General features: G+C 66.9%; 23 protein-coding genes. 12 read left to right on the plus strand and 11 right to left on the minus strand.

What is annotated here, in order from left to right:
• Positions 1 to 75 precede the first annotated feature (75 nt).
• The 3 genes from CMV14_RS09595 to CMV14_RS09605 are packed head-to-tail and all read right to left on the minus strand — an operon-like array spanning position 76 to position 3568.
• On the minus strand, positions 76 to 456 hold the full coding sequence (locus CMV14_RS09595) for a response regulator (RefSeq protein WP_066967096.1): 381 nt from the start codon (positions 454 to 456) through the stop codon (positions 76 to 78).
• The gene (locus tag CMV14_RS09600) at positions 453 to 2942 is read right to left on the minus strand and encodes a CHASE3 domain-containing protein (RefSeq protein ID WP_066967099.1); all 2490 of its coding nucleotides are present in this window, start codon (positions 2940 to 2942) and stop codon (positions 453 to 455) included. The genes CMV14_RS09595 and CMV14_RS09600 overlap by 4 nt, the downstream gene beginning before the upstream one ends.
• On the minus strand, positions 2939 to 3568 hold the full coding sequence (locus CMV14_RS09605; protein ID WP_066967102.1) for a response regulator transcription factor: 630 nt from the start codon (positions 3566 to 3568) through the stop codon (positions 2939 to 2941). Before CMV14_RS09605 ends, CMV14_RS09600 begins: the two co-directional genes overlap by 4 nt.
• 129 nt (positions 3569 to 3697) lie before the next feature.
• Here CMV14_RS09605 and CMV14_RS09610 point away from each other — a divergent pair, with 129 nt between their 5' ends.
• The 7 genes from CMV14_RS09610 to purU all read left to right on the plus strand — a co-directional run bounded on the left by CMV14_RS09610 (position 3698) and on the right by purU (position 13940).
• Positions 3698 to 4363 (plus strand): response regulator, encoded by a 666-nt coding sequence (locus CMV14_RS09610; RefSeq protein WP_238147242.1) that lies wholly within the window; start codon positions 3698 to 3700, stop codon positions 4361 to 4363.
• A 693-nt stretch (positions 4364 to 5056) separates the two neighbouring features.
• Positions 5057 to 5908: a hypothetical protein gene (locus CMV14_RS09620; RefSeq protein WP_139114753.1), complete on the plus strand. Its 852-nt coding sequence runs from the start codon at positions 5057 to 5059 to the stop codon at positions 5906 to 5908.
• Between the two features lie 20 nt (positions 5909 to 5928).
• Positions 5929 to 6393 (plus strand): hypothetical protein, encoded by a 465-nt coding sequence (locus tag CMV14_RS09625; RefSeq protein ID WP_066967114.1) that lies wholly within the window; start codon positions 5929 to 5931, stop codon positions 6391 to 6393.
• A 27-nt stretch (positions 6394 to 6420) separates the two neighbouring features.
• A complete protein-coding gene (locus tag CMV14_RS09630) occupies positions 6421 to 7506 on the plus strand; it encodes a DUF11 domain-containing protein (protein ID WP_066967117.1) in 1086 nt (361 codons plus the stop codon).
• Positions 7507 to 7533: 27 nt separating this feature from the next.
• Positions 7534 to 12555 (plus strand): hypothetical protein, encoded by a 5022-nt coding sequence (locus tag CMV14_RS09635; RefSeq protein WP_238147243.1) that lies wholly within the window; start codon positions 7534 to 7536, stop codon positions 12553 to 12555.
• Complete coding sequence (locus CMV14_RS09640) at positions 12552 to 13043, plus strand: hypothetical protein (protein ID WP_066967120.1); 492 nt, start codon at positions 12552 to 12554, stop codon at positions 13041 to 13043. Before CMV14_RS09635 ends, CMV14_RS09640 begins: the two co-directional genes overlap by 4 nt.
• Positions 13044 to 13085: 42 nt before the next feature.
• A complete protein-coding gene (gene purU, locus CMV14_RS09645) occupies positions 13086 to 13940 on the plus strand; it encodes a formyltetrahydrofolate deformylase (RefSeq protein WP_066967123.1) in 855 nt (284 codons plus the stop codon).
• 131 nt (positions 13941 to 14071) lie between these two features.
• Here the strand turns inward: purU and CMV14_RS09650 are convergent, their stop codons facing one another.
• Positions 14072 to 17173 (minus strand): M1 family metallopeptidase, encoded by a 3102-nt coding sequence (locus CMV14_RS09650; RefSeq protein ID WP_269148374.1) that lies wholly within the window; start codon positions 17171 to 17173, stop codon positions 14072 to 14074.
• Between the two features lie 199 nt (positions 17174 to 17372).
• Here CMV14_RS09650 and CMV14_RS09655 point away from each other — a divergent pair, with 199 nt between their 5' ends.
• Together CMV14_RS09655 and CMV14_RS09660 are read left to right on the plus strand one after the other, a co-directional pair.
• Complete coding sequence (locus tag CMV14_RS09655; RefSeq protein WP_139114754.1) at positions 17373 to 17957, plus strand: hypothetical protein; 585 nt, start codon at positions 17373 to 17375, stop codon at positions 17955 to 17957.
• Positions 17954 to 18460, plus strand: a complete 507-nt coding sequence (locus CMV14_RS09660) for a hypothetical protein (RefSeq protein ID WP_066967128.1) — start codon at positions 17954 to 17956, stop codon at positions 18458 to 18460. The genes CMV14_RS09655 and CMV14_RS09660 overlap by 4 nt, the downstream gene beginning before the upstream one ends.
• Positions 18461 to 18517: 57 nt before the next feature.
• On the opposite strand, the gene CMV14_RS09665 is transcribed toward CMV14_RS09660, so the two are convergent.
• Entirely contained in the window at positions 18518 to 18748 is a 231-nt protein-coding gene (locus CMV14_RS09665; RefSeq protein ID WP_066967131.1) for a hypothetical protein, read from the minus strand.
• Between the two features lie 116 nt (positions 18749 to 18864).
• On the opposite strand from CMV14_RS09665, the gene CMV14_RS26450 reads away from it, so the two are divergent.
• Positions 18865 to 19254: a hypothetical protein gene (locus CMV14_RS26450; RefSeq protein WP_139114755.1), complete on the plus strand. Its 390-nt coding sequence runs from the start codon at positions 18865 to 18867 to the stop codon at positions 19252 to 19254.
• Between the two features lie 245 nt (positions 19255 to 19499).
• On the opposite strand, the gene CMV14_RS26455 is transcribed toward CMV14_RS26450, so the two are convergent.
• Positions 19500 to 19823, minus strand: a complete 324-nt coding sequence (locus tag CMV14_RS26455) for a hypothetical protein (protein ID WP_139114756.1) — start codon at positions 19821 to 19823, stop codon at positions 19500 to 19502.
• A 61-nt stretch (positions 19824 to 19884) separates the two neighbouring features.
• The gene (locus CMV14_RS09670; RefSeq protein ID WP_066967140.1) at positions 19885 to 20226 is read right to left on the minus strand and encodes a DUF2322 family protein; all 342 of its coding nucleotides are present in this window, start codon (positions 20224 to 20226) and stop codon (positions 19885 to 19887) included.
• Between the two features lie 221 nt (positions 20227 to 20447).
• Between CMV14_RS09670 and CMV14_RS09675 the strand changes: the two genes are divergently transcribed.
• On the plus strand, positions 20448 to 21437 hold the full coding sequence (locus CMV14_RS09675; RefSeq protein ID WP_066967143.1) for a zinc-dependent alcohol dehydrogenase family protein: 990 nt from the start codon (positions 20448 to 20450) through the stop codon (positions 21435 to 21437).
• Between the two features lie 83 nt (positions 21438 to 21520).
• Complete coding sequence (locus CMV14_RS09680) at positions 21521 to 22687, plus strand: acyl-CoA dehydrogenase family protein (RefSeq protein ID WP_066967146.1); 1167 nt, start codon at positions 21521 to 21523, stop codon at positions 22685 to 22687.
• 124 nt (positions 22688 to 22811) lie between these two features.
• On the opposite strand, the gene CMV14_RS09685 is transcribed toward CMV14_RS09680, so the two are convergent.
• The 4 genes from CMV14_RS09685 to CMV14_RS09695 form a co-directional block, all read right to left on the minus strand.
• A complete protein-coding gene (locus CMV14_RS09685; protein WP_066967148.1) occupies positions 22812 to 23210 on the minus strand; it encodes a DUF6481 family protein in 399 nt (132 codons plus the stop codon).
• Positions 23211 to 23328: 118 nt separating this feature from the next.
• Positions 23329 to 23496: a hypothetical protein gene (locus CMV14_RS26700; protein WP_176489094.1), complete on the minus strand. Its 168-nt coding sequence runs from the start codon at positions 23494 to 23496 to the stop codon at positions 23329 to 23331.
• Between the two features lie 13 nt (positions 23497 to 23509).
• A complete protein-coding gene (locus CMV14_RS09690) occupies positions 23510 to 23728 on the minus strand; it encodes a hypothetical protein (RefSeq protein ID WP_066967152.1) in 219 nt (72 codons plus the stop codon).
• A 63-nt stretch (positions 23729 to 23791) separates the two neighbouring features.
• Entirely contained in the window at positions 23792 to 23998 is a 207-nt protein-coding gene (locus tag CMV14_RS09695; protein ID WP_066967154.1) for a cold-shock protein, read from the minus strand.
• Between the last annotated feature and the right edge of the window lie 243 nt (positions 23999 to 24241).

Genomic DNA, 24241 nt, shown 5'->3' on the forward strand with positions numbered 1-24241 from the left:
TCTCCGTACCGCCCCCGGCCGGCAGCCTATGACGGACGTGCCGTCATCGCAATGATCCGCGTCGCTGCCGCGCTGTCAGTCGAGCAGCGCCACCACCTGGCTGGCCAGCGAAATGGGGTCGAACGGCTTGGTTATCACCGCCTTGGCCCCTTGATGGACATAGTCGCGGATGTCCTGCGGGCGGGCGCGGGCGGTGATGAACACCACCGGCACCTTGTCGAAGCGCGGATCGGCGCGCAGCGCGGCGAGGACGTCCGGGCCGGTGAGCCCGGGCATCATCACATCGACCATCACCAGATCGGCCTGCCAGTCGCCCCAGCGCAGCAGCGACAGCGCATCTTCGCCCGATCCGGCGGTGCGCACGTCGAATTCAGGCCGCATCTTCAGCGCCATCTCGACGATCAGGCGGATGTCGGGTTCGTCATCGACATAGAGGATTCGGGTCTTTTCGCTCATTGCGGTCCCCCGTGCCGATCAACGATATCCAAAATGGTCGACGCCAGCTTGGGCAGCGCGCGCCGCGACTTGACCAGCACCGCGTCGGCGAGCCTGCGGGTGGCCTCGTCGATCTCTTGCGCCGAATAGACGACCACGGGCAAGGGGTTGTCGCCCTCCTTCACCTCGGCGAGCAGCGAGCCGCCCGATCCGTCGGGCAGGCCGAGGTCGAGCACGATGACGTCGGGGCGCCGTTCGGCCAGGATCATCCGCGCGGTGGCCAGGCTGGTGGCGCTCAGCAGCAGGCCGCGCCCGGCGAGCGCCGCCGAGAAGAGCTCGCGCGTGTCGTCGTCGTCGTCGATATGGAGGATGACCGCCTTGCGCTGGTCGGAGCGGCGGATCGCTCGCTGTATCAACTGGATCAGCCGCGGCGGATCGAACGGCTTCTGCAGCCAGCCGGCATAGCCGTTCATGTCGTCGAGATCTGTCGGCGGCGCGAGGCCCGAGATGACGATGACGGGCGGGGTCCGCACGCTGCCGTCGCTGCGCAGCCCGCGCATCACGTCCATCCCGTCGGCATCGGCCAGGGTGAGATCGAGCAGGATCGCGTTATAGGGGTGCGCGCGGGCATGGGCGATCGCATCGCGCACTGTCGTCACCAGGTCGCTGGCATAGCCGTGCGCGGTCAGGATCGACTGGATCGTGCGGCCCGCGTCATGATCGTCCTCGCAGATCAGCAGCCGGGCGGAACCGTTGACGTTCGCCGCATAGGCGGAGTCGCGCGGAATGCTGAAGGCGAAGCGGGCGCCGCCCTCGCGCCGGTTCTCGAACGATATCTCCCCGCCATGACTGCGCACGATCTCCCGCGAGATGGCGAGGCCGAGGCCGGTGCCCGCGATCATCTGCCTGTTGGGCCGGGCGCTCTGCGCGAAGCGGCTGAAGATGCTGCTGGCGAAATCCGGATCGATGCCGGGCCCCTGGTCGGTGACCTGGATGACATGGTCCTCCTGGCCCTCGTGCAGCTCGAAGCGCACTACCGATCCCTCGGGGGAGAATTTGATCGCGTTCGACAGCAGGTTGCTGGCGACCTGGACCAGCCGGTCGGCATCGGCGCATGCCATCACCGGGTTGCTGGGCACCTGCGCCTCGATCTGGATCTCGCGCCGGTCGGCCAGGCCCTGCATCGCGTCCACCGCCTTGGTCATCACGTCGCGCAGGTCGATCACGGCATAGTCGAACGCCATCCGGCCCTTGCGGATCTGGTCGATGTCCAGGATGTCGTTGATCAGGCGGATGAGCCGCTGGCTGTTGGTCTCGGCGATCTCGGCCAGCCGTTGCGCCTCGACCGGCAGCTGCCCGGCGGCGCCGCTGCGCAGCAGCCCCAGCGAACCGACCACCGATGTCAGCGGCGTGCGCAGTTCGTGGCTGACGGTGGAGATGAAGTCGTCCTTGAGCCGGTCGATCTCCTTGCGCGCGGTCGCGTCGCGGACCGCCAGCACGATATGCACGCCATCGGGCAGCGGCATCGTGCCCATGACGATGTCGAGCGATATATTCTCGCCCTCGGCGGTGTGGCCGGGGAAGTCGAGCAGTTCGGTCTTCTGCAGTTCGCCGTCGCGTAGCCCGACCCGCTCCAGGAAGGAGCCCTCGCCCGGGGCGATGTCGATGATCGTCGAGATGTCGCGGCGCAGCAGCGCGTCGGTGCTGTATCCGAAGATGCGCTCGCCGGCCGGGTTGACCTTCTCGATCGAGCCGCTGGGGTTGACGGTGATAAGCCCGTCGGTGACGGCATCGAACACGGCCCGCCGCCGGGCAGCCTGCTCCTCATTCTCGATCGCAAGCTGGCTGCGCAGCCGCGCGCTGCGGCCCATCAGGAAGCCGGCGATGGCGGCGGCGATCGCGATCAGGGCAATGGCCCACCAGATCGTGGCGGCGTTGCGGGCCCGGCGGTCGGTCTCTCTCTGCCGCGCGGCCTCGACATGGTCCACGCCGCGCCGGTCCATCCGGTCGACCACCCGGCGGATATCGTCCATCAGCCTCTTGCCTAGCCCCTGCCGAAGCCGGACTGCCGCAGCCTCCGCACCGGCGCGGTGGTGGACGTCGAGCAGGGCCTGCATTTCCGTGAACTTCGCCGCAATCAGCTGCTTGAGCAGAGTGAGGTCCGCCCTTTGCGGACCATTGGCCGGCGTCAGTTGGTCGACGCGCACGATCTGCTCGTCGACGCCGGCCCGGGCCTCCTCATAGGGTTGCAGGAAAGCCGGGTCGCCCGCGATCAGATAGCCACGCTGGCCGGTCTCGGCGTCCTTCATCAGGGACGCGAGCCGTTCCACCTCGCGTTGATATTCGAACGATCGGCTGAGTTCCCGACGCGCCGTCTCGGCGTGATGGCTCTCCTTGCCCAGCCAAAGCGCCATCGCGGCGAGCAGGATCGGCGCGAGCGCGGCAAGCAGGGCAACCTGCGCCCAGCTCGGACGGATTCGGGGGCGGTAAGGGGGGCGCAGCGTCACGATGGTTGCAGCAGCGGTCGCATCAGCAGGATGGCCTGTGTCCGGTTGGTTACCCCCAGCTTCCGGAAGATCGCAGACAAATGGGCCTTGATCGTGGCTTCGGAGACACCCAGATCGGCGGCGATCTGCTTGTTGAGATCGCCGCTGGCCAGCGCGAGCAGCACGCGCCGCTGCGCGCCGGACAGGCTTTCGAGGCGCTTGCGCAGCACGTCGGTCTGGGCATCGGGCCCCGGCGAGGGCGGGAAGACCCGCCCGCCGTTCAGGATCATCTCTATCCCGGCGATGGTGATGTCGAGCGGCTGGCGCTTCGACAGGAAGCCTGCCGCGCCCACCGCCTGCGCGGTCGACACCATATGCTCGCTGTCATGGCCCGATATGATGGCGATCGGCGTGCGGCCCAGCAGATGCTGGAGCTTGAAGAAGCCGCCGAAGCCCTTCGCGTCGGGCAACTCATAGTCAAGCAGCAGCAGCCGATAGGCGCCGTTGCGCTGAATGAAGGCCTCCGCCTCGGCGATCGATCCGGCGACGTCAACCGCATAGCCCGGATGGCGCGCCCGCATCGAAAGCTGGATACCTTCACGGATCAGCGGATGGTCATCCGCGATCAATATCCTCCCGTTCGACACATCAACATCCCCGTTCACAGGGTGGGCGATGTGCGCCCACCGTCCGCCTTCTTCCAGGGCCCCGCCCACAGGCCGATGGAAGGACGGTTGATGATACGTTACTAACCTTATCAAGCCTCGGGGAAAATGATGGAAAAATACGGTATTCTCCTTATCGACGATGAAGCGGCCTATCATGCCATGGTTTCCGCGCTGCTCGGAGGGCGTGGCGTGGAGGTGGCCGCCGTCGCCGATTCGGACGAAGCCCTGGCCGCGGTCATGCGGCAGCGATTCGCGCTTATCCTGCTCGACATCCAGCTTGGCGCCGACGATGGCCGTGAACTGGTGGGATCGTTGCGCCGGATGCGGCCGTGGCTCGCTGATTGCCCGATCGTCGCCTTCACCACGATGCGGCCGGCGGCGGGCGAAAGCTACTTCATCGATCGCGGTTTCGACGGCTGGCTCCCAAAGCCGTTCAAGGCCGCCGATCTGATCGCGCTGGCCCGTCGCTGGCTGGGCGCCGACCGGGTCGGAGAGCTTTCCGAGGAAAGTCCCCTGGCGAAACTGCTAGGGGAGGAGGCGGCGGCCTCGATGATCGAGCGGCTCCACGTCCATCTGTCCGAGGCGGTGGCGGAGATCGATGGCGGCGCCGACCCCCGGCCGGTGGGACATAGGGTGGGGGGCCTCGCCGGCACGCTCGGCTTTCCCGCGCTCAGCGCCGCCTGGCTGTCGCTGCAGGACAACAGCGCGGCATGGCCCACGGTCCGGGCGCTGACGCTGGAGACGCTGGGCGGGAATGGCGCGTCGCGTCGCTGACCATTCCAGTGCCGCCGCCTCGAAGGCCCGGGGCGGCACGAAGAGGGCGGCCCCAATTCTCACGCACCCTCATACTTTGGTGGCGGTTATCTGCTCGACGCGACTTTTCTGACTGATCGTTAAACATTTCCGTGGCTTCGCTCGCCACCGGTCAAACCGGGGGCATGGAGAATGGGTGTTTACACGATAAGCGGGCGGCGGATGTCGCCAGGCGCCCGCCAGGGCGATCGAGCGGCCCGTCAGGCCGCCGACCATCGGCTGCACGTCTATCGTAGCGACAGCGGCGATCTTATGTGCCTTGCCCATGCCGGAACGCTATCCAGCGAAACCCGCGTGACCGCCTCCTTCTGCGGCGCCGATTCCGGTTGCCGCGGCCTGTGGCGTTGCCTGGAGGCCGGATCCTCGCCCGTTTCCAAGAACTGACAAATATTAGACAAAAGTATCGCCAGCATCCCGATCTCAGTCATTTGTCTAACGATGATGTAAATTTACGTAGTCGTCCGATCTTGGTGAACGATCCGGGAAATTAACCAGGTCCGATAAATATGGGCTAGGTATTTACATCCATAATGGGGTGATTTTCTGTCGCTGTTTCGATTATTTTCTGATCGTCGTCCGTGGAAGCTTTCCGCGTTTTTCCTGCTATGGGGTGTGGCAGGTGCGCAGTCGGGCGCCTCAACGCCCGCCGGCACGATGATCAGCAACGTCGCACGGATCGATTATCGCCTCGATGGCGGCGTCTTCGCGCTGCCGTCGAACCGGGTCGAGTTCCGGATCGGCGAGATCATCGAATTCACCGTCGCGCCGGCCCCGGTCTGCAGCGTCGCGAACGCCGATGGCTACATCGCGGTGGCGTTCGACGTCACCAATATCGGCAATGGCATGGAGGCTTTCGCGCCGGGGGCACCGCTGGCCGGGGGCGGCGCGGATTTCGCTTCCTCGGGCGTCTATTTCGATGGCAACGGCAATGGCTGCTACGATGCCGGCATCGATCCCGCGATCGCGCCCGGCGGCAGGACGCCGCCGGTGGCGCCGGGCGGTTCGGTCCGTCTGTTCGTTGTCGGAAGCGGCCAGGGCAGCGGGCATGTCGTCCTGCCCATCACGTCGGGAACCGGCACCGGCGGGGCCGGCACCGCGATCGTCGGCGCCGGCGACGGCGGCAGCGATGCGGTGATCGGGCCTTCCGGCGGGGTGGTCGTCGATGTTGCGGCGCCGCTGCCCGGCTCGCTGGTCGCCAGCCTGGCCAAGACGCAGCGGGTCTCGGCGCCTGACGGCAGCGCCCAGCCGCGCCGCGGCGCGATCGTCACCTATGCGATCGAGGGTCGCTTCACCGGTTCGGGCGTTGCCAGCGCCGCCGTGATCGCCGACGCCATCCCGACGGGCACCACCTATGTGCCCGGCAGCCTGTTCCTCGACGGCGCGCGCCTCAGTGACGCGGCGGGCGACGATGCCGGCCGCTTCGACGGCCATCGCGTCGCGGTCTCGCTCGGTGATGTCGCCGCGCCCGCGATGCGCAGCATCAGTTTCCAGGTTCGGATCAATTGAGCATGAGAAGGAGTAACGACATGAAGGCCAGGATACTCTTCCTCGCCGCCATCGCCGCGATGACCGGTGTACCGGCCCAGGCCGGCATCGCTCTGGAGACGAAGATATTCAGGACGGAGGCGACGAAGCTCGCTTCCGGCGCCACCACGGAACGGCTCGTCCCCGCGCAACGCGCGGTTCCCGGCGATCCGATGGTCTATGTCCTCGCCTATCGCAATACGGGAACCCAGCCTGTCGCGGATATCATGCTCGACAGCCCGGTGCCGCCGTCGATGATCTATCGCGGTGCGGGGGCCGGTGCGGAACCGGAGGTGTCGATTGACGGCAGCCGCTTCGGCCGGCTCGCCGATCTGAGCATCACCGGGCCCGGGGGCGTCCGCCGCCCGGCCCGCCTCTCCGATGTCGTCCATGTCCGCTGGCGCGTCGTCGCGCCGGTCCAGCCGGGGGCGGGGGGCGAGGTCTCGTTCCACGCCGCGCTGCGCTGATCCGCTTTCCGAAGGGAGTATTTTCCAATGTTGCGTAACATATCCTGTCGCGGCGCGCTGTCCGCCACCGCGCTGTCGCTGGTTCTTTCCAGCACCGCCCACGCGGCTTCCGGCACCACCGCCGGCACCAGCGTCACCAACACGGCAAGCGTCGCCTACACGATCGGCGGCGTCGCGCAGACCCCCGTCTCGTCGAACGCGGCCGCCTTCCTGGTGGACCGCAAGGTCAACGTCACGGTCGCCCAGGTCGGCGGCCAGGCCACGAATGTCACCGCGGGCGATACCAATGCGGTAATCGCCTTCACGGTCACCAACAACACCAACGCGGTGCAGGATTTCCGGCTGATCAAGGACCAGCAGAATTCGCTGGTGCTCACCCTGCTCGGCCACAGCGACAGCTTCGATGTCGACAATCTGCGGGTCTTCGTCGATTCCAACGGCAACGGCACCTACGAAGCCGGCACCGACACCGCGACCTATATCGACGAACTGGCCGCCGACGCTTCGGTGACGGTGTTCCTCGTCGCCGACATACCCACCAGCCTGCCGGCCAATCCCTTCGCGGGCGTCGGCCTGATCGCGGTTGCGGCGGCGGGCGGCTCGAACGGTTCGCTTGGCTCGGATCTCGTCGCAACCTTGCTGGGCGACACCGCCAATGCGATCGACAACGTCTTCGCGGACGCCAGCGGCACGCTGGATGCCACCCGTGACGGCCGTGCTTCGGCGGTGGGCGAATATGCGGTGGGTACGGCGTCGATCGAGGTGACCAAGACGGCGGTGACGATCAGCGATCCCCTCAATCTCGGTCTGCTTCCCAAGGCGATCCCGGGGGCCGTGATCGAATATTGCATCCAGGTGAAGAATGCAGGCACTGGCACTGCCACCAACATCGCCATCACCGATCCGATTCCGGCCAATTCGACCTTCCAGGCGGGCAGTATCCTTGTCGGCGGTACCACTCTGCTCGGCGTCTGCAACGCCGACGGCAGTTCGGTGACCGATGCCAACGACTCCGACACAGGCGAATATGACGGGACGAACGTGAAGGCGACCATCGCGTCGCTGGCGGCGGGGGCCACCCGCACCGCGCGTTTCCGGGTGACCGTCAACTGATCTGAATCCTTGTCAGGAATCAGCACCTTGATCCCGACCGTGCGGCCGGGAACCGGCGGAGCCTTGCCCGGCAGGCTCCATCGTGCCGTGCCGCGCGCGATTCTGATCGGCCTCGCCGCCATGGTCTCGACCATGGCCGCCGGGGCCGGGACCATTTCCAACACCGCGACCCTCAGCTTCGGCACGGGCGGCGCCCGGCAGCAGGTGCAATCGAACACCGTTACGCTGGTACCGACCGGCGGGCTTCCGGCCTCGGTTCGTTTCATGCGGCTGCCCGCGGCCTTCGCCGGTAAACTGCCGGTCGCCGCCTGCGGCAACGGCCGGCTCACGCTGAACGGCGATGGGCTAAGCGAGCCCGGTGCGGGAGCCTATACCGACAGCGAAAGCTATGCCGCCAACGCGACGGTGCTGGTCGAACTGACCAATCCCTCCGGTAATCTCGATCCGGGGGCGCTCGACCGGTCGAGAGTGGCGATCCGGTCGAGCCTTGGCGATGTCGAGCATCTCGCCCTGACCGAGACCGCGCCGGACAGCGGCGTCTTCACCGGCGCGATCGGGTCAAGGATGGCCGATGCGGTGCCGCAGGATTGCGAGCTTCAGACCTATGCCCGCGAAACCATCACCGTCGATTTCGATGGCGCCGGCGATACCACCAACAATGCCAGCGACACCGCACTGATCGATCCATATGGCTTCGTGTTCGACTCGTTGAGCGGCCGTCCGATCGATGGTGCCACGGTTCGCCTGGTCGATGCCGACAGCGGCCAGCCCGCCCGCGTGTTCGGCGACGACGGTGTCAGCCCCTATCCCTCCACGGTGGTCAGCGGGCAGGCGGTCACCGATGGCGGTGGGGCGGTCTATGCGGCCGAGAGCGGCCGCTATCGTTTCCCGCTGGTGATGCCCGGCCGCTACCGTATCGTGGTCGAGCCGCCGCCCGGCTACAGCGCGCCTTCCCGCGTATCGCCCGATCAACTCGCCAGCCTGGAAGGGCCGGGGGGCGTCTTCATCGTCTCGGATGCGTCCTATGCCCGGGGCTTCGCGCTGGTGGATCTGGATCCCCTTCAGGTGGATATTCCGGTCGATCCGAGCGGCGGGCCGCTGACCCTCGACAAGATCGCCTCGGTACGTACTGCCTCGCCCGGCGATGCGGTCCAATACCGGCTGCGCCTCGCCAACCGTGACGGCTCGGAAGTCATTCCGGGCGTCACCATCACCGACCTGTTGCCCCCCGGGATGCGCTACCGAAAAGGCTCGACCCGTGGTGTAGCCGAGCCGGAGGTCGGCGCTGACGGCCGCAGCCTCACCTTCCGTCCCGGCGTGATGCGGCCCGGGGCATCGCTGGAGATACGCTACAGCGTCACGATCGTCCCGGGCGCGCCGGTGGGGGAGGCACTCAACCGCGCGATCGCGACCGACGCCGGCGGTGCGCGCAGTGCCGCCGGCAGCGCCGCCGTCCGGATCCGCCCGCTCCTGAACAGCGATGCGCTGACGATCGTGGGGCGAGTCAGCGAGGGCGGTTGCGGCGTCACCGGCGCGGCGCGCAAGGGCGTCGCGGATGTCCGGTTGCTGATGGAAGACGGAACCTATGTCGTCACCGACAGGGACGGGCTTTATCATTTCGAAGGCATCCGCAAGGGCCGCCATGTCGTCCAGCTCGACAGCCAGAGCCTGAAGGGCGGCTATCGGCCGATCGTCTGCGACGACGACAGCCGCGCTGCTGGCAGCGCGATCTCGCGCTTCGTGGAAGGGCAGGGCGGCACCCTGCAGCGGGTCGATTTCGCGCTGGTGCGGGCCGAGACGGCCGCGACCGCAGAGCAGGCGGCACCCGTGGTCGCGGACGATGCCAGCGCCGCCGGCAACGGCATCGACTGGCTCGACTGGGCCGGGGAGGAACCGGGCGTCGACTGGCTGTTTCCGATGGCCGATCACAATCCCCGCGCCCCGGTGCTGCGCGTGGTGATAAAGCATCTGCGGGGGCAGGCTATCGACCTCCGCCTGAACGGCGCGCCGGTCGATGCGCTTGCGCGCGATCAGGGCGACGGCAATGGCCGGGTGGTGATCGCCAAATGGACAGGCCTGCCGCTCAAGGAGGGCGACAATCTTCTGGAGGCGCGCGTCATCGATGCATCGGGACGGACAACCGCCACGCTGACCCGTACCGTGCACTACGCGAACAGCGCGGTCCGCGCCGAATATCTGCGCGAGCGTTCGAGCCTTGCGGCCGATGGGATCGGCCGGCCCCTGATCGCCGTGCGGCTGCTCGACCGTGACGGCAGGCCGGTGCGCAAGGGCACGCCGGTCGCCTTCCAGATCGAAGCGCCGTACATGGCGGCCGTCGAGGCGGCGGCGCAGGAGCAGAAGCCGCTCGCCGGGCTTGGTCGGGGCGCGCCGACGGCGCGGGTCGGCGATGATGAAGGCGTGGCCCTGATCGCGCTGGAGCCGACCACGCAGGCGGGTGCGGCCCGTCTGGTGCTCAGCTTCGCGGACGGCGAGCGCACGCGGACGCAGGAAATCCGTCCCTGGCTGGAAGCGGCCGCGCGCGAATGGGTGGTGGTCGGCTTCGGCGCCGGCACGGTCGGGCATTCGATCCTGTCGGGCAAGGCGCGCAGGGCGGGCGCCCTGGGCAGAAGCGACAGCTTCGCCGATGGCCAGCTTGCCTTCTATGCCAAGGGCCGGATCCGGGGCAGCTGGCTGCTGACCATGGCCTATGACAGCGCGCGCAAGGCCGACCGCGACCGCGGCCTGCTCGGTACCATCGATCCCGATCGCTATTACACCGTCTATGGCGACGGCACGAGCCAGGGCCATGACGCGGCGACCAGCGGCAAGCTCTATCTGCGGCTCGAACGGCGGCAGTTCTACGCGCTCTACGGCGACTACCGCACCGACCTGAGCGAGGCGCAACTGACGCGCTTCAATCGCACGCTGAACGGCTTCAAGGGCGAGTTTCGCGGGCGCGTCATATCCTTCACCGGCTTCGCCGCGAACAGCGAGGAGCGGCATGTCCGGGACGAGATTCAGGGCAATGGCCTGACCGGCCCCTATCGCCTGCGCGGCCGGCAGATCGTCCCGAACAGCGAACAGGTGCGGATCGAGACGCGCGACCGTTTCCGCTCCGACGTGATCGTCGGCAGCCAGTATCTGACCCGTCACATCGACTATGACATCGATGGCGACAATGGCACGCTGATCTTCAAGGCGCCGGTGCTGTCGCGCGATCCGGACGGCCATCCGAACTTCATCGTGGTCGATTACGAGCTGTACGGGACCGGCGCGAAGCGGCTGGTGGCGGGTGGCCGGGCGGCCGTCGCATTGCTGGGCGGCAAGGTCGAGGCCGGCGCCACCATGCTGCGCGACGAGACCAGCGGCACCGCGACGGTCGGCGGTGTCGACGTCCGGGCGAAGATCGCGGTGAACACCGAACTGCGGGTCGAGGCGGCGGCGGGCGGGGTGCGCGGCGGCAGCGGCAATCGCGCCTATGTCGCGGAGATCGAGCATCATGACGCGCGGATCGACCTCACCGCCTATGTCCGTCAGCAGGACCAGGATTATGGCGTCGGCCAGCAGAATGTCGTCGAGGCGGGCACCCGCAAAATCGGGGCGGACGGACGGATCAGGCTGAGCCGGCGCATCGCGATCAGTGCCGCCGCCTGGCACCAGCAGTCGCTGACCGGGCCGGCGCGGCGCGACGCTATCGACGCGCGCGCCGAGTGGCGCGGCGATGGCGCCAGCTTCCATGCCGGCGTGAAGATCGCCGACGATCGCGGGGTCGGCAATATCCCGGCGAAGTCGCGGCTGATCGCGCTCGGCGGGTCGAAGGAACTGTTCGGGGGCAGGCTGCTTGTGGCGGCCGAGAACCAGTTCGCGCTGGGCGGCGACAGGGCGAGCACGGACTTCCCTGTACGCCGCACGGTCGACGCCGGTTATCGCCTGAGCGATGCGGTGCGGCTGATCGGCGGCTATGAGATGGCGAAGGGCGAGCGTGCGAGTGCGCAGGGCATCCGCGCCGGTTTCGACGTCACGCCCTGGGCGGGCGGCAAGCTCACCACCACCTTGAACCGGGAGAGCGTCGGCGAGAGCGGGCCGCGCGCCTTCGCGCAGTTCGGCATGGCCCAGTCGCTGCCGATCGGCGCGCATTGGACGGTCGACGGCTCGCTCGACAGCAGCCGAACGGTGAAGGGGCGGATCGCGCCGGGGCAGATCGTCAACCCGCTGCATCCGGTCGCCTCGGGCGGATCGATCGGTCAGGACGGGCCGGCAAACGAGGATTACAGCGCGGTGAGCCTGGGAGTGGCGTGGCAGTCGGGCGGCTGGTCGTGGAACGGCCGCGCCGAGCATCGCCGGGGCGACGCGACCACGCGCTGGGGCGTGGCGAGCAACCTGCTGCGCCGGCTGGGCGGGGGGCGGACGATCGCATCGTCGCTGCGCTGGTACCGGATCGCGAACCGCGACGGCGCGGTGGCGGCGGCGCTGTCGGCGGACCTGGCGGTAGCGTGGCGGCCGATCGGCAGCCGCTGGTCGCTGCTCAACCGCACCGAGTTCCGCCACGAGCGCGGCGACGGGCGGGCCGGATCGGGCAATCTGCTCGGCGTGCCGACCGCGAACGGCGCCGATGCGCTGTCGAGCCGGATCATCAACAACCTCGCGATCAACTGGCGCGACGCGCCCGAGGGCGCCGAGGCGCGGTGGGAGGCGGCGCTCTATCATGGCGTCAAATATGTGAAGGGCCGGTTCGACGACGACCGCTTCGACGGGCTGATCGACGTGATCGGCTTCGACCTGCGCCGCGACCTCGGCCGGCGGTTCGACATCGGCATCTCCGGTAGCGTCCAGCACAGCTGGAAGGACAAGGCCGTCGCGTGGAGCGCGGGCCCCGCGGTCGGCGTCAGCCCGGCCGACAATATGTGGATCAGCCTGGGCTATAATGTGAAGGGCTTCCACGACCGCGACTTCGAGGAGGGCCGCTATCTGCGCCAGGGACCCTATGTGACGCTGCGCCTGAAGTTCGACCAGCAATCGCTGGCCCGGCTGGGACGGAGGTTCGGATGACCCGCTTCGCCCTGCCGCTTCTCCTCTCGCTCGCGCTGCCGGCCGCCGCCGCCGAGGCCGCGCTGACGATCAGCAAGAGCCAGAGCACCGCCTGGGACCCGCTGAACGGATCGCTGCTGCCCAAGGCGGTGCCGGGCGCGCAGATCGACTATGTGATCACGGTGTCGAACGCGCTGTTCCAGAGCACCGCGCGCGGCGTGACCATCACCGACGCGATCCCGTCCCGGGTCAGCTTCCATGTCGGCACCGGCAACCCCGTGACGGTGACGATCGGCGCCCTGTCGGGCCTGACCTACAGCTATACCAGCCTGTCGAGCAGCAGCGACGGGCTGGACTTCTCGAACGACAATGGCGCGACCTGGACCTACACCCCGGTCGCGGGCGCCGACGGCAGCGACCCCAACGTCACCAACATCCGCGTCCGCACCGGCGGCAGCCAGGTCGCGGGGGACAGCTTCACGATCAGGTTCCGGGCGGTGGTGAAATGACCGGGGCTTGACCGGCCGCGCCGGGACCGCCAAGCGGCGGCGATGGCCGAGACCCATATCCTGACCCTGTCCTGCGTCGATCATCCCGGCATCGTCGCGGCGGTATCCACATCGCTCGCGCGGCACGGCGCCAACATCATCGAGGCGCAGCAGTTCGACGACCTGCTGACCGGCCGCTTCTTCATGCGGGTCGAGTTCGCGCTGGTCGGCGGCGCGACCATCGACCAGTTGGAGGCGGGCTTCGCCCCGGTCGCGGCCGACCATGGGCTGGACCACCGCTTCCGCGCGGCGGCGGCGCGCAAGAAGGTGCTGCTGCTCGCCAGCAAGTTCGACCATTGCCTGGCGGACCTGCTCTACCGCTGGAAGATCGGCGAGCTGGTGATGGAGCCGGTGGGCGTCATATCGAACCATCCGCGCGAGACCTATGCCCATCTCGACTTCGGCGACATCCCGTTCCACCACCTGCCGGTGTCGAAGGCCGACAAGGCCGCGCAGGAGGCGCAGGTTCGCGCGATCGTCGAGGCGAGCGGCGCTGAGCTGGTGGTGCTGGCGCGCTACATGCAGATATTGTCGGACGAGATGGCGGGCTTCCTGTCCGGCCGCTGCATCAACATCCACCACAGCTTCCTGCCGGGCTTCAAGGGCGCCAAGCCCTATCACCAGGCGCATGCCCGCGGCGTCAAGCTGATCGGGGCGACCGCCCACTTCGTCACCGCCGACCTGGACGAGGGGCAGATCATCGAGCAGGACACCGAGCGCGTCAGCCACCGCGACACCCCCGACGATCTGGTCCGCAAGGGCCGCGACATCGAGCGCCGCGTGCTGGCCAGCGCGGTGCGCGCGTTCCTGGAGGACCGGGTGCTGATGAACGGCGCGACGACGGTGGTGTTTTCGTAAGGAAATCCACTCCCTGAAATCGTCATCCCGGACCTGATCCGGGATCCCGCTTTTCTTGTCGGCGTCGGAAGAAGAAGCGGGACCCCGGGTCGAGCCCGGGGTGACGGTGGAAAGGGGAAGGGAGGTGGGCGTCACTTCCCTCCGAACATCGCGCTGATCTCGGCGCCGCGCTTCGCCTGCAGGATGCCGCAGCTGTGGACCTGCTCCACAGTGCGGTCGAGCGAGAGGGCGCCGCGCTGCTGCTTGAGGATGTAGGGGCGCAGCGCCGCCTCGATCGCGGCGGCCTTCTCGACCGAGCAATAGCGGCCCGGCAGGCCGGGCAGGCGGCTGACCGAGAAGATGCCGTTGCCGCTGGCGAGCCTGTCGTAATTGGCGACGGCATAGTCATAGGCCATGTCGCGGGTCTCGGGCTGCTGCGCGAGCGAGACGAGCAGGTTGACCCGGTCGCTGGCGCGGACGCGCTTGTCGTCGAGGCGGGCGAGCAGCCAGCGGCCGGCGGCGGCGCGGTCGACGGCCCCCATCGCGCCGAGCGCATTGTCGCGGAACAGCGTGTCGTCCGACGCCATCGCCTTGTCGAACAGGGTGGCGAGCGCCGCATCGCCGCCCTCGGCGAGATAGGCGCTGAACCCGGCGCCCAGGAAGGCCTGATCGAGCGCGGCCTGATCGCCGCCGAGCCAGGCGGCGGCGGCCTTGCTCAGCCGGGCGCGCAACGGCTTGTCCTCCGCCTCCCCCGCGACGAGGCTGACGAGATCGGCGCGCAGCTTCTGCCGATCGGCATTGTCGGCCTGATGCGCACCGGCCCGGGGATCGAAGCCGATCGCGGCGAGGCGGGGGCCATAGACCTGGGCCATGAAGGCGCGATAGCCGGGCAGCGCATCCCCGGCGATCTGACCGCGCAGCCGCAGGCCGACCAGCCGCGAGCCGCCTTCGACCGCCGCGACCGAATAATCATTGCCGGCCATCGCCCGCGCCGCATCGAGCAGCAGCGAGGGCGCGACATCGCCCGCGCGGAAGCCGGCCCACAGGCTGTCGGTCAGCGCCGACGCCTCGCCCGAGGGCAGGCCCGCGCCGGCGGCAATCAGCGTCTTCCATTCGGCCTCGGGCAGCGAGAAGCGGTAATAGCCGGTGCCGCCCGCATTGGGGACGATCGCCCCGGCACCTTTCAGCGCGACGGTGGCCGAAGGCTTGTCGAGCAGCGAGCAATCGCGCTGGTCGCCGATCCGCACGCAGAGCGGGATGATCCAGCTCTGCGGCGTCAGTTCGGTGCCGAGCAGCGCATAGCGCTTCTGGCTGACGGTGAGGCCGTCCGCGCCGCGCTCGACCCGGACGACGGGCACGCCCTGCTGATCGACGAAGCTCTTGAGCGCCTCCAGCACGCGCGGATCATGCGCGGCCTCCGCCAGCGAGCCGAAGAACTGATCGGTGCTGGCGCTGCCATAGGCATAGCGTTTCAGGTGGAGGCGGACGCCGTCGCGGAACCGCTCATCCCCCAGATAGGCGGCGATCATCGAGACGACATGGCCGCCCTTGCCGTAGGTCACGGCGTCGAAGGCGCTGTCAATCTCTCCATTGGTCCTGATCGGCTGGTGGATCGGGCGGCCGGCCTTCAGCGCGTCGGTGTTCATCGCCGCGAAGCCCTCATCCAGCGCGCCGGCCCAGATCTTCAGATCGGGGCGCCATTCATCGCCGATGCGATAGCCCATCCAGTTGGCGAAGCTCTCGTTCAGCCAGATATCGTCCCACCAGGCGGGGGTGACGAGATCGCCGAACCACTGGTGCGACAGCTCATGCGCGACGATCATGCCGAAATTCTTCTTCTGATCGGTCGAGGCGCCGCGATCGAGCAGCAGGATCGGATCGCCATAGATGTCCGCGCCCGCATTCTCCATCGCGCCCGGCATCACCGGGGAGCCGATCTGATCGAGCTTGGGGAAGGGGAAGGGGGTGCCGAAATATTTCTCCAGCAGGGCGACGATCGGGCCGCTATTCTCCAGCGCGAAATCCAGCTTGTCCTTGTAGGGCTGGGTGCCGACGATCCGCACCGGCAGCGGCGTGGCGCGCTGCGGGGTGGGATCGACCATCGCGCTGGCGGTGGCGAAGGGGCCGACGACGAAGGCGACCAGATAGGTGGGCAGCGGCTTCGTCGCCTCGAACTCATGCCGGACGAGATCGCCGGCCTTCACCGTCCGCACCTCGGGCGCGTTGCTGAGCGCGGTATAGCCGGGGCGGGTGGTGAGCGAGACGGTGAAGGGCGTCTTGTAGCCGGGCTGATCGAAGCCGGGAAAGGCGGCGCGGGCGTCGATCGACTGGAACTGGGTCCAGGCATAATATTGGTCGGCGACCTTGACCCGGTAGAGGCCCGCCGCGCTGTCGCCGAAGGGCGCGTCATAATCGAATGCCAGCGTCACCTTGCCGGCGGGCAGCGCCTCCGCGAAATCGAGCCGGGCGACGCCGCTGTCCTCGACCTGGCTGTAGGCGGCCTTGATGGTGCGCCTGCCGACGCGGGCGACGACGGCGGAAACCTTGAGATCGCGGCCGTGGAGATAGAGCGACCGGGTCGCCGCCTTCAGCGTGGCGTCAATCTCGGCATGGCCGGTGAAGCGTTCCTGGTCGGGCAGCACGGTGAGATCGAGCCGATAGGCGGTGGGGGTGGCCGCGTCGGAGAGGATGCCGAGCGGAATGGGGCCGGCGTGCGTCGCGGGGGCCGCCGCCGGGGCGACGGGGGCGGGCGCGGCGGCGAGCGGAACGGAGATGGCGCCCAGAGCAACGGCGGCAAACAGGCTTTTCATGCGGCTTCCTTCGGATCGGATGCCGGGGTTGTATAGTCGGGTAATACAGCTGACAAGGCGGGGCCGGGTGTGCGCCTTTTCCGGGTGCATGGGGTTGATCGTCGCTTTTTTTATTTTTTCCCCGGGCCGGGGATCGGGGCGCCGTTCCAGCCGTGCGAGACGTGCGAGCCGCGCGGTTCGGCGGGCAGCGCTGAACACCGCCAGTTCCAGCCGGCACTGGGCGATCACCCGACTGGTGTGGCGGAGATAGCGGGCGATCTCCCGGACCTCGGCGGAGCGGGCGCCATGCTTGAGGGCATTGGCATTGCCGCGCGGCGCGCCGCTGCCCTTGCCGCCATGCATCCGGCAGCGGCGCCCGCCCGCCAGGGCGGGGGAACGGCATGGCTCACCGGAGCGGGTGCGGGCTCCGCAGCGGGGGGCGTTGGCGAGGATGGCGGGTTGCATGGTGGTTGCTTGACGATCCATTGCCTGATCAGGAGTGTCCAAGGTCATGCCGACAGCGTTCTACGCTGGGCTTGATGGGAACAAATAGCAAACAAAATGCTACAAGGCAAGTATGTTCTATTTTTGTTCTTGAAATGTAGGATCTGGTATGTAAGACTGGCTGGCAGCGAAGAGCGCTGCATCGCCAAGGAAACCGGCAATGCCAGATAATAAGCCAAGCCCATTTTTGAATCTGTTCGGCGCGTTTCGCCGAAATATCAGTCCTTTCGAGGCTACGGAAGTCGAGGGTTATGAAGGGGCGCCCCACGTAAGTTCGAAACCGAAGTCTCCCGCGCCCGCCCGAACTTACATGCCGACGCATGATCAGAAAATGTTCCTTGAGGATGAACTTAAGGTTCGCGGTTTACCTTATGACCATGTGAGCAAGATCAGGTTTGTGGAAGGTCCCGACGAGAACACGAATGCTTTTACCCGGCTTGCCCTTCGAAGAGGGCATAAGGCGGTGACCCAAGGCAATACGATCTATGTCCGCCCGGATAGCTTCGATAAGGTAACAAGTTTTACCGAATATACGCCGTTCGAGGAAGTCTATCACACTGCCCAGTTTAAGGGCGATAGCAACGCCCGATTTTACAATAGCTACTGGCTGTCCATGCTGGGCGGGGTAATGTCCGGGTTAGGGCCGCGCGACGGAAATGTCCAAGAGGCTTTTGCCGAGACGGAGGGTAAGAAGATGTTCCGATCCTATAAATCGAACAGGAAGCGGGATCGCTGGAGCCGGTGACCACGCAGGGGGCATCATCGCGCATAGGGGAGGTCACGCGCTGGTGGGCGGCGTTTTCCGGCGTGCTGCTCTGGTTCCTCTATCTGGCGGTGCAATTCGACCTGATGGACGCCGAGGAAAGGCGCTATTGCGCACGGCGCGAGGCCCTGGGAGAGTTGTGTAATTACGACCATCTCCCGATGCTCGAGTTTTTCTTCGTCCCGGCCTTTGTGCTGCTCGCAGCCTACCCGTTTTCGCGCTTCGCCTATGGTGTTTTCGCGCCGCCCATCGATGCGCGGCGCCTCCGCTGGAGTTTCGCGGGGGCGACCGACGCGACGACGACCTATCCGGTCATGCCGATACTCGCCGTGCTGGGGCTGGGCTGGTCGACCGTCAGGATGGCGTCCATTCCCTTCGCCTTCGCTTCCTGGGTTTCGGTCCTCTATTGGGCGGCGTGGATCTGCTGGTTCGCAGGGGCCATTGCCGCCAGTTGGAGCAGGCGAGCAGAGCGCCAGGATCGCTGAGATGCTGCCACGGGGCTGGGCCGGGTATTCTACGCAAAGGGGCAAGCAACGCGAATGTCAGCTATTCCCTTCCAGGGGCAAATAACCCCACTTTTGCCGCAGTTGTCGGTCCGTTTTTCGGAGAATGCCCAGCGTGGCGATGAGAGCCAGCGCGCCGAACGGGATTGTTATCCAATGGCCCATGGATGGTCCTGCCAATTTGTTGATTTGCATGGCGATCAAGAAGACCGCCCCATAGGCCAGGAATTTCACAATATAGGACGCGAAGTCGTAAATTGCCTCAGCCATCAGGTTCGCCTTGCCTAACGCGCGCCGAAATTGAAGACAGATTGCTCCCGCGTCAATCAATTCGGATCGAACGGCAGCAAGCGACACGATAGCAGATTTCGCGATATTCAATTAACATGTTGGATGTGGTCCACGCACCATGGTTTCGGGGTCTGAAATTGGGTGAGCAACGCAGGCCAGTTCCAAGGCGTTTCCACATCGCGCGCCGCTGGCAATGGGTGGCGGCGGTCATATCCTCCCTCTTCATTGGAGCTTGCTTTATCGGTTGGCCCTTAGGTTATTTTTGGCCATCGGCTATTGGTTTTATCGGCTTTCTGCCGAGCGTGTGGCTGTTCAACCTGAAATGCTACAACTGCGGCTGGCCGGCGTTCTCAGATTATGAAGCACAAGAAAAGCTTCGACGGGACGAGAGGTTCTGGACCCGTTTCTGGGGAAAGGAATATGGCGGGGTTAGTCTGCCGCTCGCACGCTCATGTTCCAAATGTGGTGTGCGTTTCGTTGATTAGGGATGCGATCGTCGAGGGGCGCTGGCCTCGCCGACCAACCGATGCGCATGCGACGTGGCACTCCCTTGCCGTTACCCCGGGCTTGACCCGGGGGCCCGCTGCTTCCTTCACCTAGATTCCAAGAAAGCGGGATCCCGGGTCAAGCCCGGGATGACGATGGGTAAGTCTGCTTCCCACCCCGTAACGGACATTTCCACCAGATCGGATCGAACGGCAGCAAGCGACGCATAGCGACGTTGTATTGCCTAGAGTAGCAGCCACTTAACAAGGCCTGCACCGGTCAGAAGCAACAAGGCGTAACCCCAAGTCGGAATCGGAGTGCCTTCGTCCCAGTCTCCCGAGTCAACAAACCGGCGCACATCTCGCCTTTGACGCGCCGCGTATGCTTCATCGCGACAACGGATGTCTGCATCGTCAAGGTAGTGATGCACCGCCTCTGGCGTTGCGTCGATGGGCAGTTCGCGTTGAAGATCGCTAGCAAGCCGTTCCACCTCGAGCCAATCCGGTGGGTCTTGTTCCTCGACGGCAAGAATGGCTACCAAGCGGCTGCGTAGCTCGTCAAACTCCATACATATAGACTAGCAACGCGTGCCACCGACGCAATGGCAGCTTCCTACCCCATAACAGCCGTCAGCCCGCCGCGATCACCTCGATCCCCAGCGGTGCACCCCCCGCCACGATCGCCAGCAGCCGATCGATGTTCGGATGCGCGCCCGGGCGCTGGCGGGCATCGGGGGTGTGTTCGGCGAAGAGGGCGAGGCCATGGTCGGCGGCCGTCGTGTCGAGCGTGCCGAAGGCCTGCTTCAGATAGTGGTAGACGGCGAGCGAGCCCTGCTTGCCCGGCTGGTTCTCTATGCTGGCGACGACGGCGCCGTTGGGGTCGATGAGGTCGATGCGCTGCACGCCGTCTATCGGCGGCAGTTGCTGGAGGTTGTCCTTGAAGCTCGCACCGGATTGAATCGTCGCCACCATTTCGGCTCCTTGCAGCGGGTTGGGGGCGGGCGTGTATCATCCTTGCCGGCCGTCCGCCATGCGCGGCGTTCGCATCGGCCCGTCGCGCCGGGGCGCGGCCCGAGCCACCGGCTTGCGCCCGGCGGGAAAGTTAATTAAGCCAAAACTATGAAACGGACATTTCAGTTCGGTGGGGTGGCGTGGCCGCGCCAGCCGATGGAATGGGTGGGAGAGGGCATCGCATGACGGATATCGTCCGCTACCATGAGATTGGCGGCCCCGAGGTGCTGAAGGTGGAGCAGGGCGACCCCGGCGCGCCCGGCGACGGCGAGGTGCTGATCGCGATCGAGGCGATCGGCCTCAACCGATCCGAGGCGGCGCAGCGGGCGGGCACCTATATCGTGCGGCCGCCGCTGCCCGCCCGGCTGGGCCATGAGGCGGCGGGGACGATCCTGGCGGTGGGCGCGAACGTGACCGGCTGGCAGATCGGCGACGCGGTTTCGACGCTGCCACCGATGCGGCCCGGCGATTATGGCACCTATGCCGGGCAGACGCTGTGGCCGGCGACGCAGCTGATCCGTCGCCCAGAGGGCCTGTCGGCGGAGCAGGCGGCGGCGAGCTGGGTGGCGTTCCTGACCGCCTATGGCGGCTTGTGCGAGGCGGGTGGGCTGCGCGCGGGGCAGCCGGTGGTGATCAGCGCGGCATCGAGCAGCGTCGGGCTGGCCGCGATCCAGATCGCGCGCGCGGTGGGCGCAATCCCGATCGCGACGACGCGGCAGGCCGCCAAGCGCGCGGCGCTGGAGCAGGCGGGGGCGGCGTATGTCGTGATCAGCGACGAGCAGGATGTGGTGGCCGAGATCCGGCGGGCGACCGGGGGCGCGGGCGCGCCGCTGATCTTCGATCCCGTCGCCGGGCCGTTCGCCGAGCGGCTGATGGAGTGCCTGGCGCCGGACGGGATGCTGATCGTCTATGGCGGGCTTTCCAACCAGCCCGCGACCTTCCCACGGCATCTGGCGATCGGCCGGAACCTGACGATGCGCGGCTATAATTTCTTTCCGCTGGCCGCCGATGCCGCGCGCCGGGCGGAGGCGATGGCGATGATCTCCGCAGGGCTGGAGGCAGGCCGCTTCGACATGCCGGTGGCGGCGCGCTTCGCGCTGGCCGAGGTAGGCGGGGCGCATCGGGCGCTGGAGGCGAACGCCCATATCGGGAAGATGCTGCTCATTCCCTGAGACGGGATGGCCCCGAAGCGATCGTTTGTAATGCAATTGTATTTGACAAGGGCCGCCGGGCGGCCCGGGAGAGGATCGAGGATATGGCACAGAGTGGGCTGGCGACGCTGGGGTTCGGGCGCGACGTGTTCGAGCCGGAGCATGACGCCTTTCGCGAGACGATGCGCAGGTTCATCCAGCGCGAAGTGGAGCCCAATGTCCGCCGCTGGGAGGAGGAGGGCTTCTTCCCGGCCGACCTGTTCCGCAAGGCGGGTGAGGCGGGCGTGCTGTGCGCGGGGATACCGGCCGAATATGGCGGGATGGGCGGCGACGTGCGCCACCATATCGTGATGAACGAGGAACTGGCCTACAGCCCGCTGGCCGCCGCGCTGGAGGGGAGCCTGAGCATCGACTTCTCCTCCTACGCCATCCTCAACGACGGCACCGAGGAGCAGCGCCGCGAATGGCTGCCGCGTTTCGCGCGGGGCGAGACCATCGCCGAGATCGCCCTGTCCGAGCCGGGGGCGGGCAGCGACGCGGGCGCGATCAAGACGTCGGCGCGCCGGGACGGCGGCGACTATATCATCAACGGGCAGAAGAGCTGGATCACCAATGGCCCGATCCTGACCATGGCGCTGGTGGTTTGCCGCACGAAGACCGAGGGCGACACCGACGGCTATTCGATGTTCCTGGTGCCCACCGACACGCCGGGGGTGACGATCCGCGAAACCGACCTGATGATGAAGAGCTGCGGCGGCGTGGCGGAAATGTTCCTGGAGGATGTGCGCATCCCGGCGGGTAACCTGCTGGGCGGGGTGGAGGGCAACGGCCTGCGATCCGCGCTGAAGCTGATCGGGCTGGGGAGGGTGATGATGGCGAGCAAGGCGATCGCCGCCTGCGAGGCCGCGCTAGAGATCACCCGCGACTATGTCCACACGCGTCGCGCCTTCGGCCAGGCGATCGACCAGTTCCAGAACACCCAGTTCAAGCTGGCGTCGATCTCCACCGAGATCGCGGCGGGCCGGGCGCTGGCCGACCAGTCGATCCGCCGCTATGCCGAAGGGCGGCTGAGCGTGGCCGACGGCGCGCGCGCCAAGCTGTTCTGCACCGAGGTGGAAGGCCGGGTGATGGACGAGTGCCTGCAGCTGCATGGCGGCGCCGGCTTCACCAACGAATATCCGATATCGAAGATGTACCTGCTGGCGCGCGCGCACCGCATCTATGGCGGCACATCGGAGATCATGCGCGACATCATCTATCGATCGATGTGAACGGCTGGCCGGGCGCGGGCGGGGCGTTCGTTCCGCCACCGGCGCGCCCGGCTTGTGCGCTCCAGGCTGTTGTTTTGCCGCGATTTCCGAGTCGTCAGGTGATTCCACCTGACTCGAAATCACTCTATCGGCGCGTCTGGCGCGCCTTGCGGGCAGCGTAGCGCGCGTCCCGCGCCGCCTTCCGGTCTTCCTCCGTCCACGACTTTCGCTCGGCGATCTTCTCGGCCTTGGCGTCGGCTTTCGCCTGGACCTCGGCTTCCGCCTGGGCCTTTGCCTGGGCCTCGGCCTCGACGGCCTTCCTGCGCTGTTCCTCGCGCCGCGCCTCTGCCTCTTCCTTCCCACGGCGCAGGGCCGCGCGCTTTTCGGCTTCGGCGGCCTCGCGGGCCTGGCGACGGGCGATCCTGGCCGCCGTCGTCTCCGGATCGATCGCGGGGCGATCGCGATACTGGGCGAGCGCCTTGTTCCGCGCCTGTGCCGCGGCTTCCTGCCGCTCCTGAAATCCTGGGTTCTTGAATGCGTGCATCAAGGTCTGGCAGTTCCTTTTTTGGTGCTTCCGGGCTCGACGCGCGGGATGGCGCCGGAACGAGGGAGGTGAACGGCATGCCCCGCCATGGCATCATCGCCAGGCGGGCACGGGCACGTCAGAGGGCGGGGGCGCTTCCGGCCGGAAGATCACGCCGATGGGCGTTGATCCGTTCCGCATAGAGCATGGCCAGCCGGCCATGGGCCAGGCGCGCCTCGGTGGAGCCGGCCCGGGTCGCGTTGATCAGCGAAATCTGATGGCGCGAGTAATAATAGTTGAGATCCATGGGATTCCTTGTGTCAGGCCCCTTGCAGGCGGGTCGGATAGCGCCTGACGGCACCCTCGATGACCTTCTTCGCATAGGAGCGGGCAACGGCGGCGCGCTCCACGGCCGTGCTGAGCACGACGCGGGTTCCGCCCGAGAGGAGCGGCTCCATCGCCGTGATCCTGGCGCCGAGCTTATGGCAGGTCTGAGAGACATGATCTTCGGTAGCCTGAACGTTGACGGCCCGGGACATGGCGTTCTCCAAATAGCGCTGAAGGGGGGATGTGGAGGCGCGCGAAGGCGCCTCCACGCTGGATCAGGCAGCCTGCAGATTGACCGCGCTGGTCTTGCCGCGGTTGTTGGTTTCCAGCTCGTACGAGACGCGCTGGTCACGATCCAGGGTGCCGAGGCCGGCCCGCTCCACCGCCGAGATATGGACGAAGGCGTCTCCGCTGCCGTCCTCCGGCGCGATGAAGCCATAGCCCTTGTCGGGATTGAAGAATTTGACGGTTCCGGTGATCATGGGGAGGATATCCTTGTCCCAAAAACATGACGGGCATACGCCAACTGCGGCGCATCCCGGCTTCGTGAGGCTAGAAAGGGACAAAGGGAGAGCCGTGGCGGCCCCGTATCCGTCGCAAACGACGTCAGCGGGACCTATATAGCCCTTATCGCGCCGGAATGTAAGGGGCTGAGGGAAATAAGAAATCGCCGGACGGCCCGGCGGCCCCCTTTCCGATGGCCCGCCGCCGTTGCGCGGGCAGCG

Source organism: Rhizorhabdus dicambivorans (assembly GCF_002355275.1).
Lineage (GTDB): Bacteria > Pseudomonadota > Alphaproteobacteria > Sphingomonadales > Sphingomonadaceae > Rhizorhabdus > Rhizorhabdus dicambivorans.

Bases quoted from the DNA above. Each gene is read 5' to 3' on its own strand.
- CMV14_RS09595 (WP_066967096.1), bottom strand. From the start codon at position 456: ATGAGCGAAAAGACCCGAATCCTCTATGTCGATGACGAACCCGACATC.
- CMV14_RS09630 (WP_066967117.1), top strand. From the start codon at position 6,421: ATGTTGCGTAACATATCCTGTCGCGGCGCGCTGTCCGCCACCGCGCTG.
- CMV14_RS09675 (WP_066967143.1), top strand. From the start codon at position 20,448: ATGACGGATATCGTCCGCTACCATGAGATTGGCGGCCCCGAGGTGCTG.
- CMV14_RS09690 (WP_066967152.1), bottom strand. From the start codon at position 23,728: ATGTCCCGGGCCGTCAACGTTCAGGCTACCGAAGATCATGTCTCTCAG.
- CMV14_RS09665 (WP_066967131.1), bottom strand. From the start codon at position 18,748: ATGGCTGAGGCAATTTACGACTTCGCGTCCTATATTGTGAAATTCCTG.
- CMV14_RS09655 (WP_139114754.1), top strand. From the start codon at position 17,373: ATGCCAGATAATAAGCCAAGCCCATTTTTGAATCTGTTCGGCGCGTTT.
- CMV14_RS09695 (WP_066967154.1), bottom strand. From the start codon at position 23,998: ATGATCACCGGAACCGTCAAATTCTTCAATCCCGACAAGGGCTATGGC.
- CMV14_RS26700 (WP_176489094.1), bottom strand. From the start codon at position 23,496: ATGGATCTCAACTATTATTACTCGCGCCATCAGATTTCGCTGATCAAC.
- CMV14_RS09610 (WP_238147242.1), top strand. From the start codon at position 3,698: ATGGAAAAATACGGTATTCTCCTTATCGACGATGAAGCGGCCTATCAT.
- CMV14_RS09620 (WP_139114753.1), top strand. From the start codon at position 5,057: ATGATCAGCAACGTCGCACGGATCGATTATCGCCTCGATGGCGGCGTC.
- CMV14_RS09625 (WP_066967114.1), top strand. From the start codon at position 5,929: ATGAAGGCCAGGATACTCTTCCTCGCCGCCATCGCCGCGATGACCGGT.
- CMV14_RS09670 (WP_066967140.1), bottom strand. From the start codon at position 20,226: ATGGTGGCGACGATTCAATCCGGTGCGAGCTTCAAGGACAACCTCCAG.
- CMV14_RS09650 (WP_269148374.1), bottom strand. From the start codon at position 17,173: ATGCAACCCGCCATCCTCGCCAACGCCCCCCGCTGCGGAGCCCGCACC.
- CMV14_RS09685 (WP_066967148.1), bottom strand. From the start codon at position 23,210: ATGCACGCATTCAAGAACCCAGGATTTCAGGAGCGGCAGGAAGCCGCG.
- CMV14_RS09680 (WP_066967146.1), top strand. From the start codon at position 21,521: ATGGCACAGAGTGGGCTGGCGACGCTGGGGTTCGGGCGCGACGTGTTC.
- CMV14_RS09640 (WP_066967120.1), top strand. From the start codon at position 12,552: ATGACCCGCTTCGCCCTGCCGCTTCTCCTCTCGCTCGCGCTGCCGGCC.
- CMV14_RS26450 (WP_139114755.1), top strand. From the start codon at position 18,865: ATGTTGGATGTGGTCCACGCACCATGGTTTCGGGGTCTGAAATTGGGT.
- CMV14_RS26455 (WP_139114756.1), bottom strand. From the start codon at position 19,823: ATGGAGTTTGACGAGCTACGCAGCCGCTTGGTAGCCATTCTTGCCGTC.
- purU (WP_066967123.1), top strand. From the start codon at position 13,086: ATGGCCGAGACCCATATCCTGACCCTGTCCTGCGTCGATCATCCCGGC.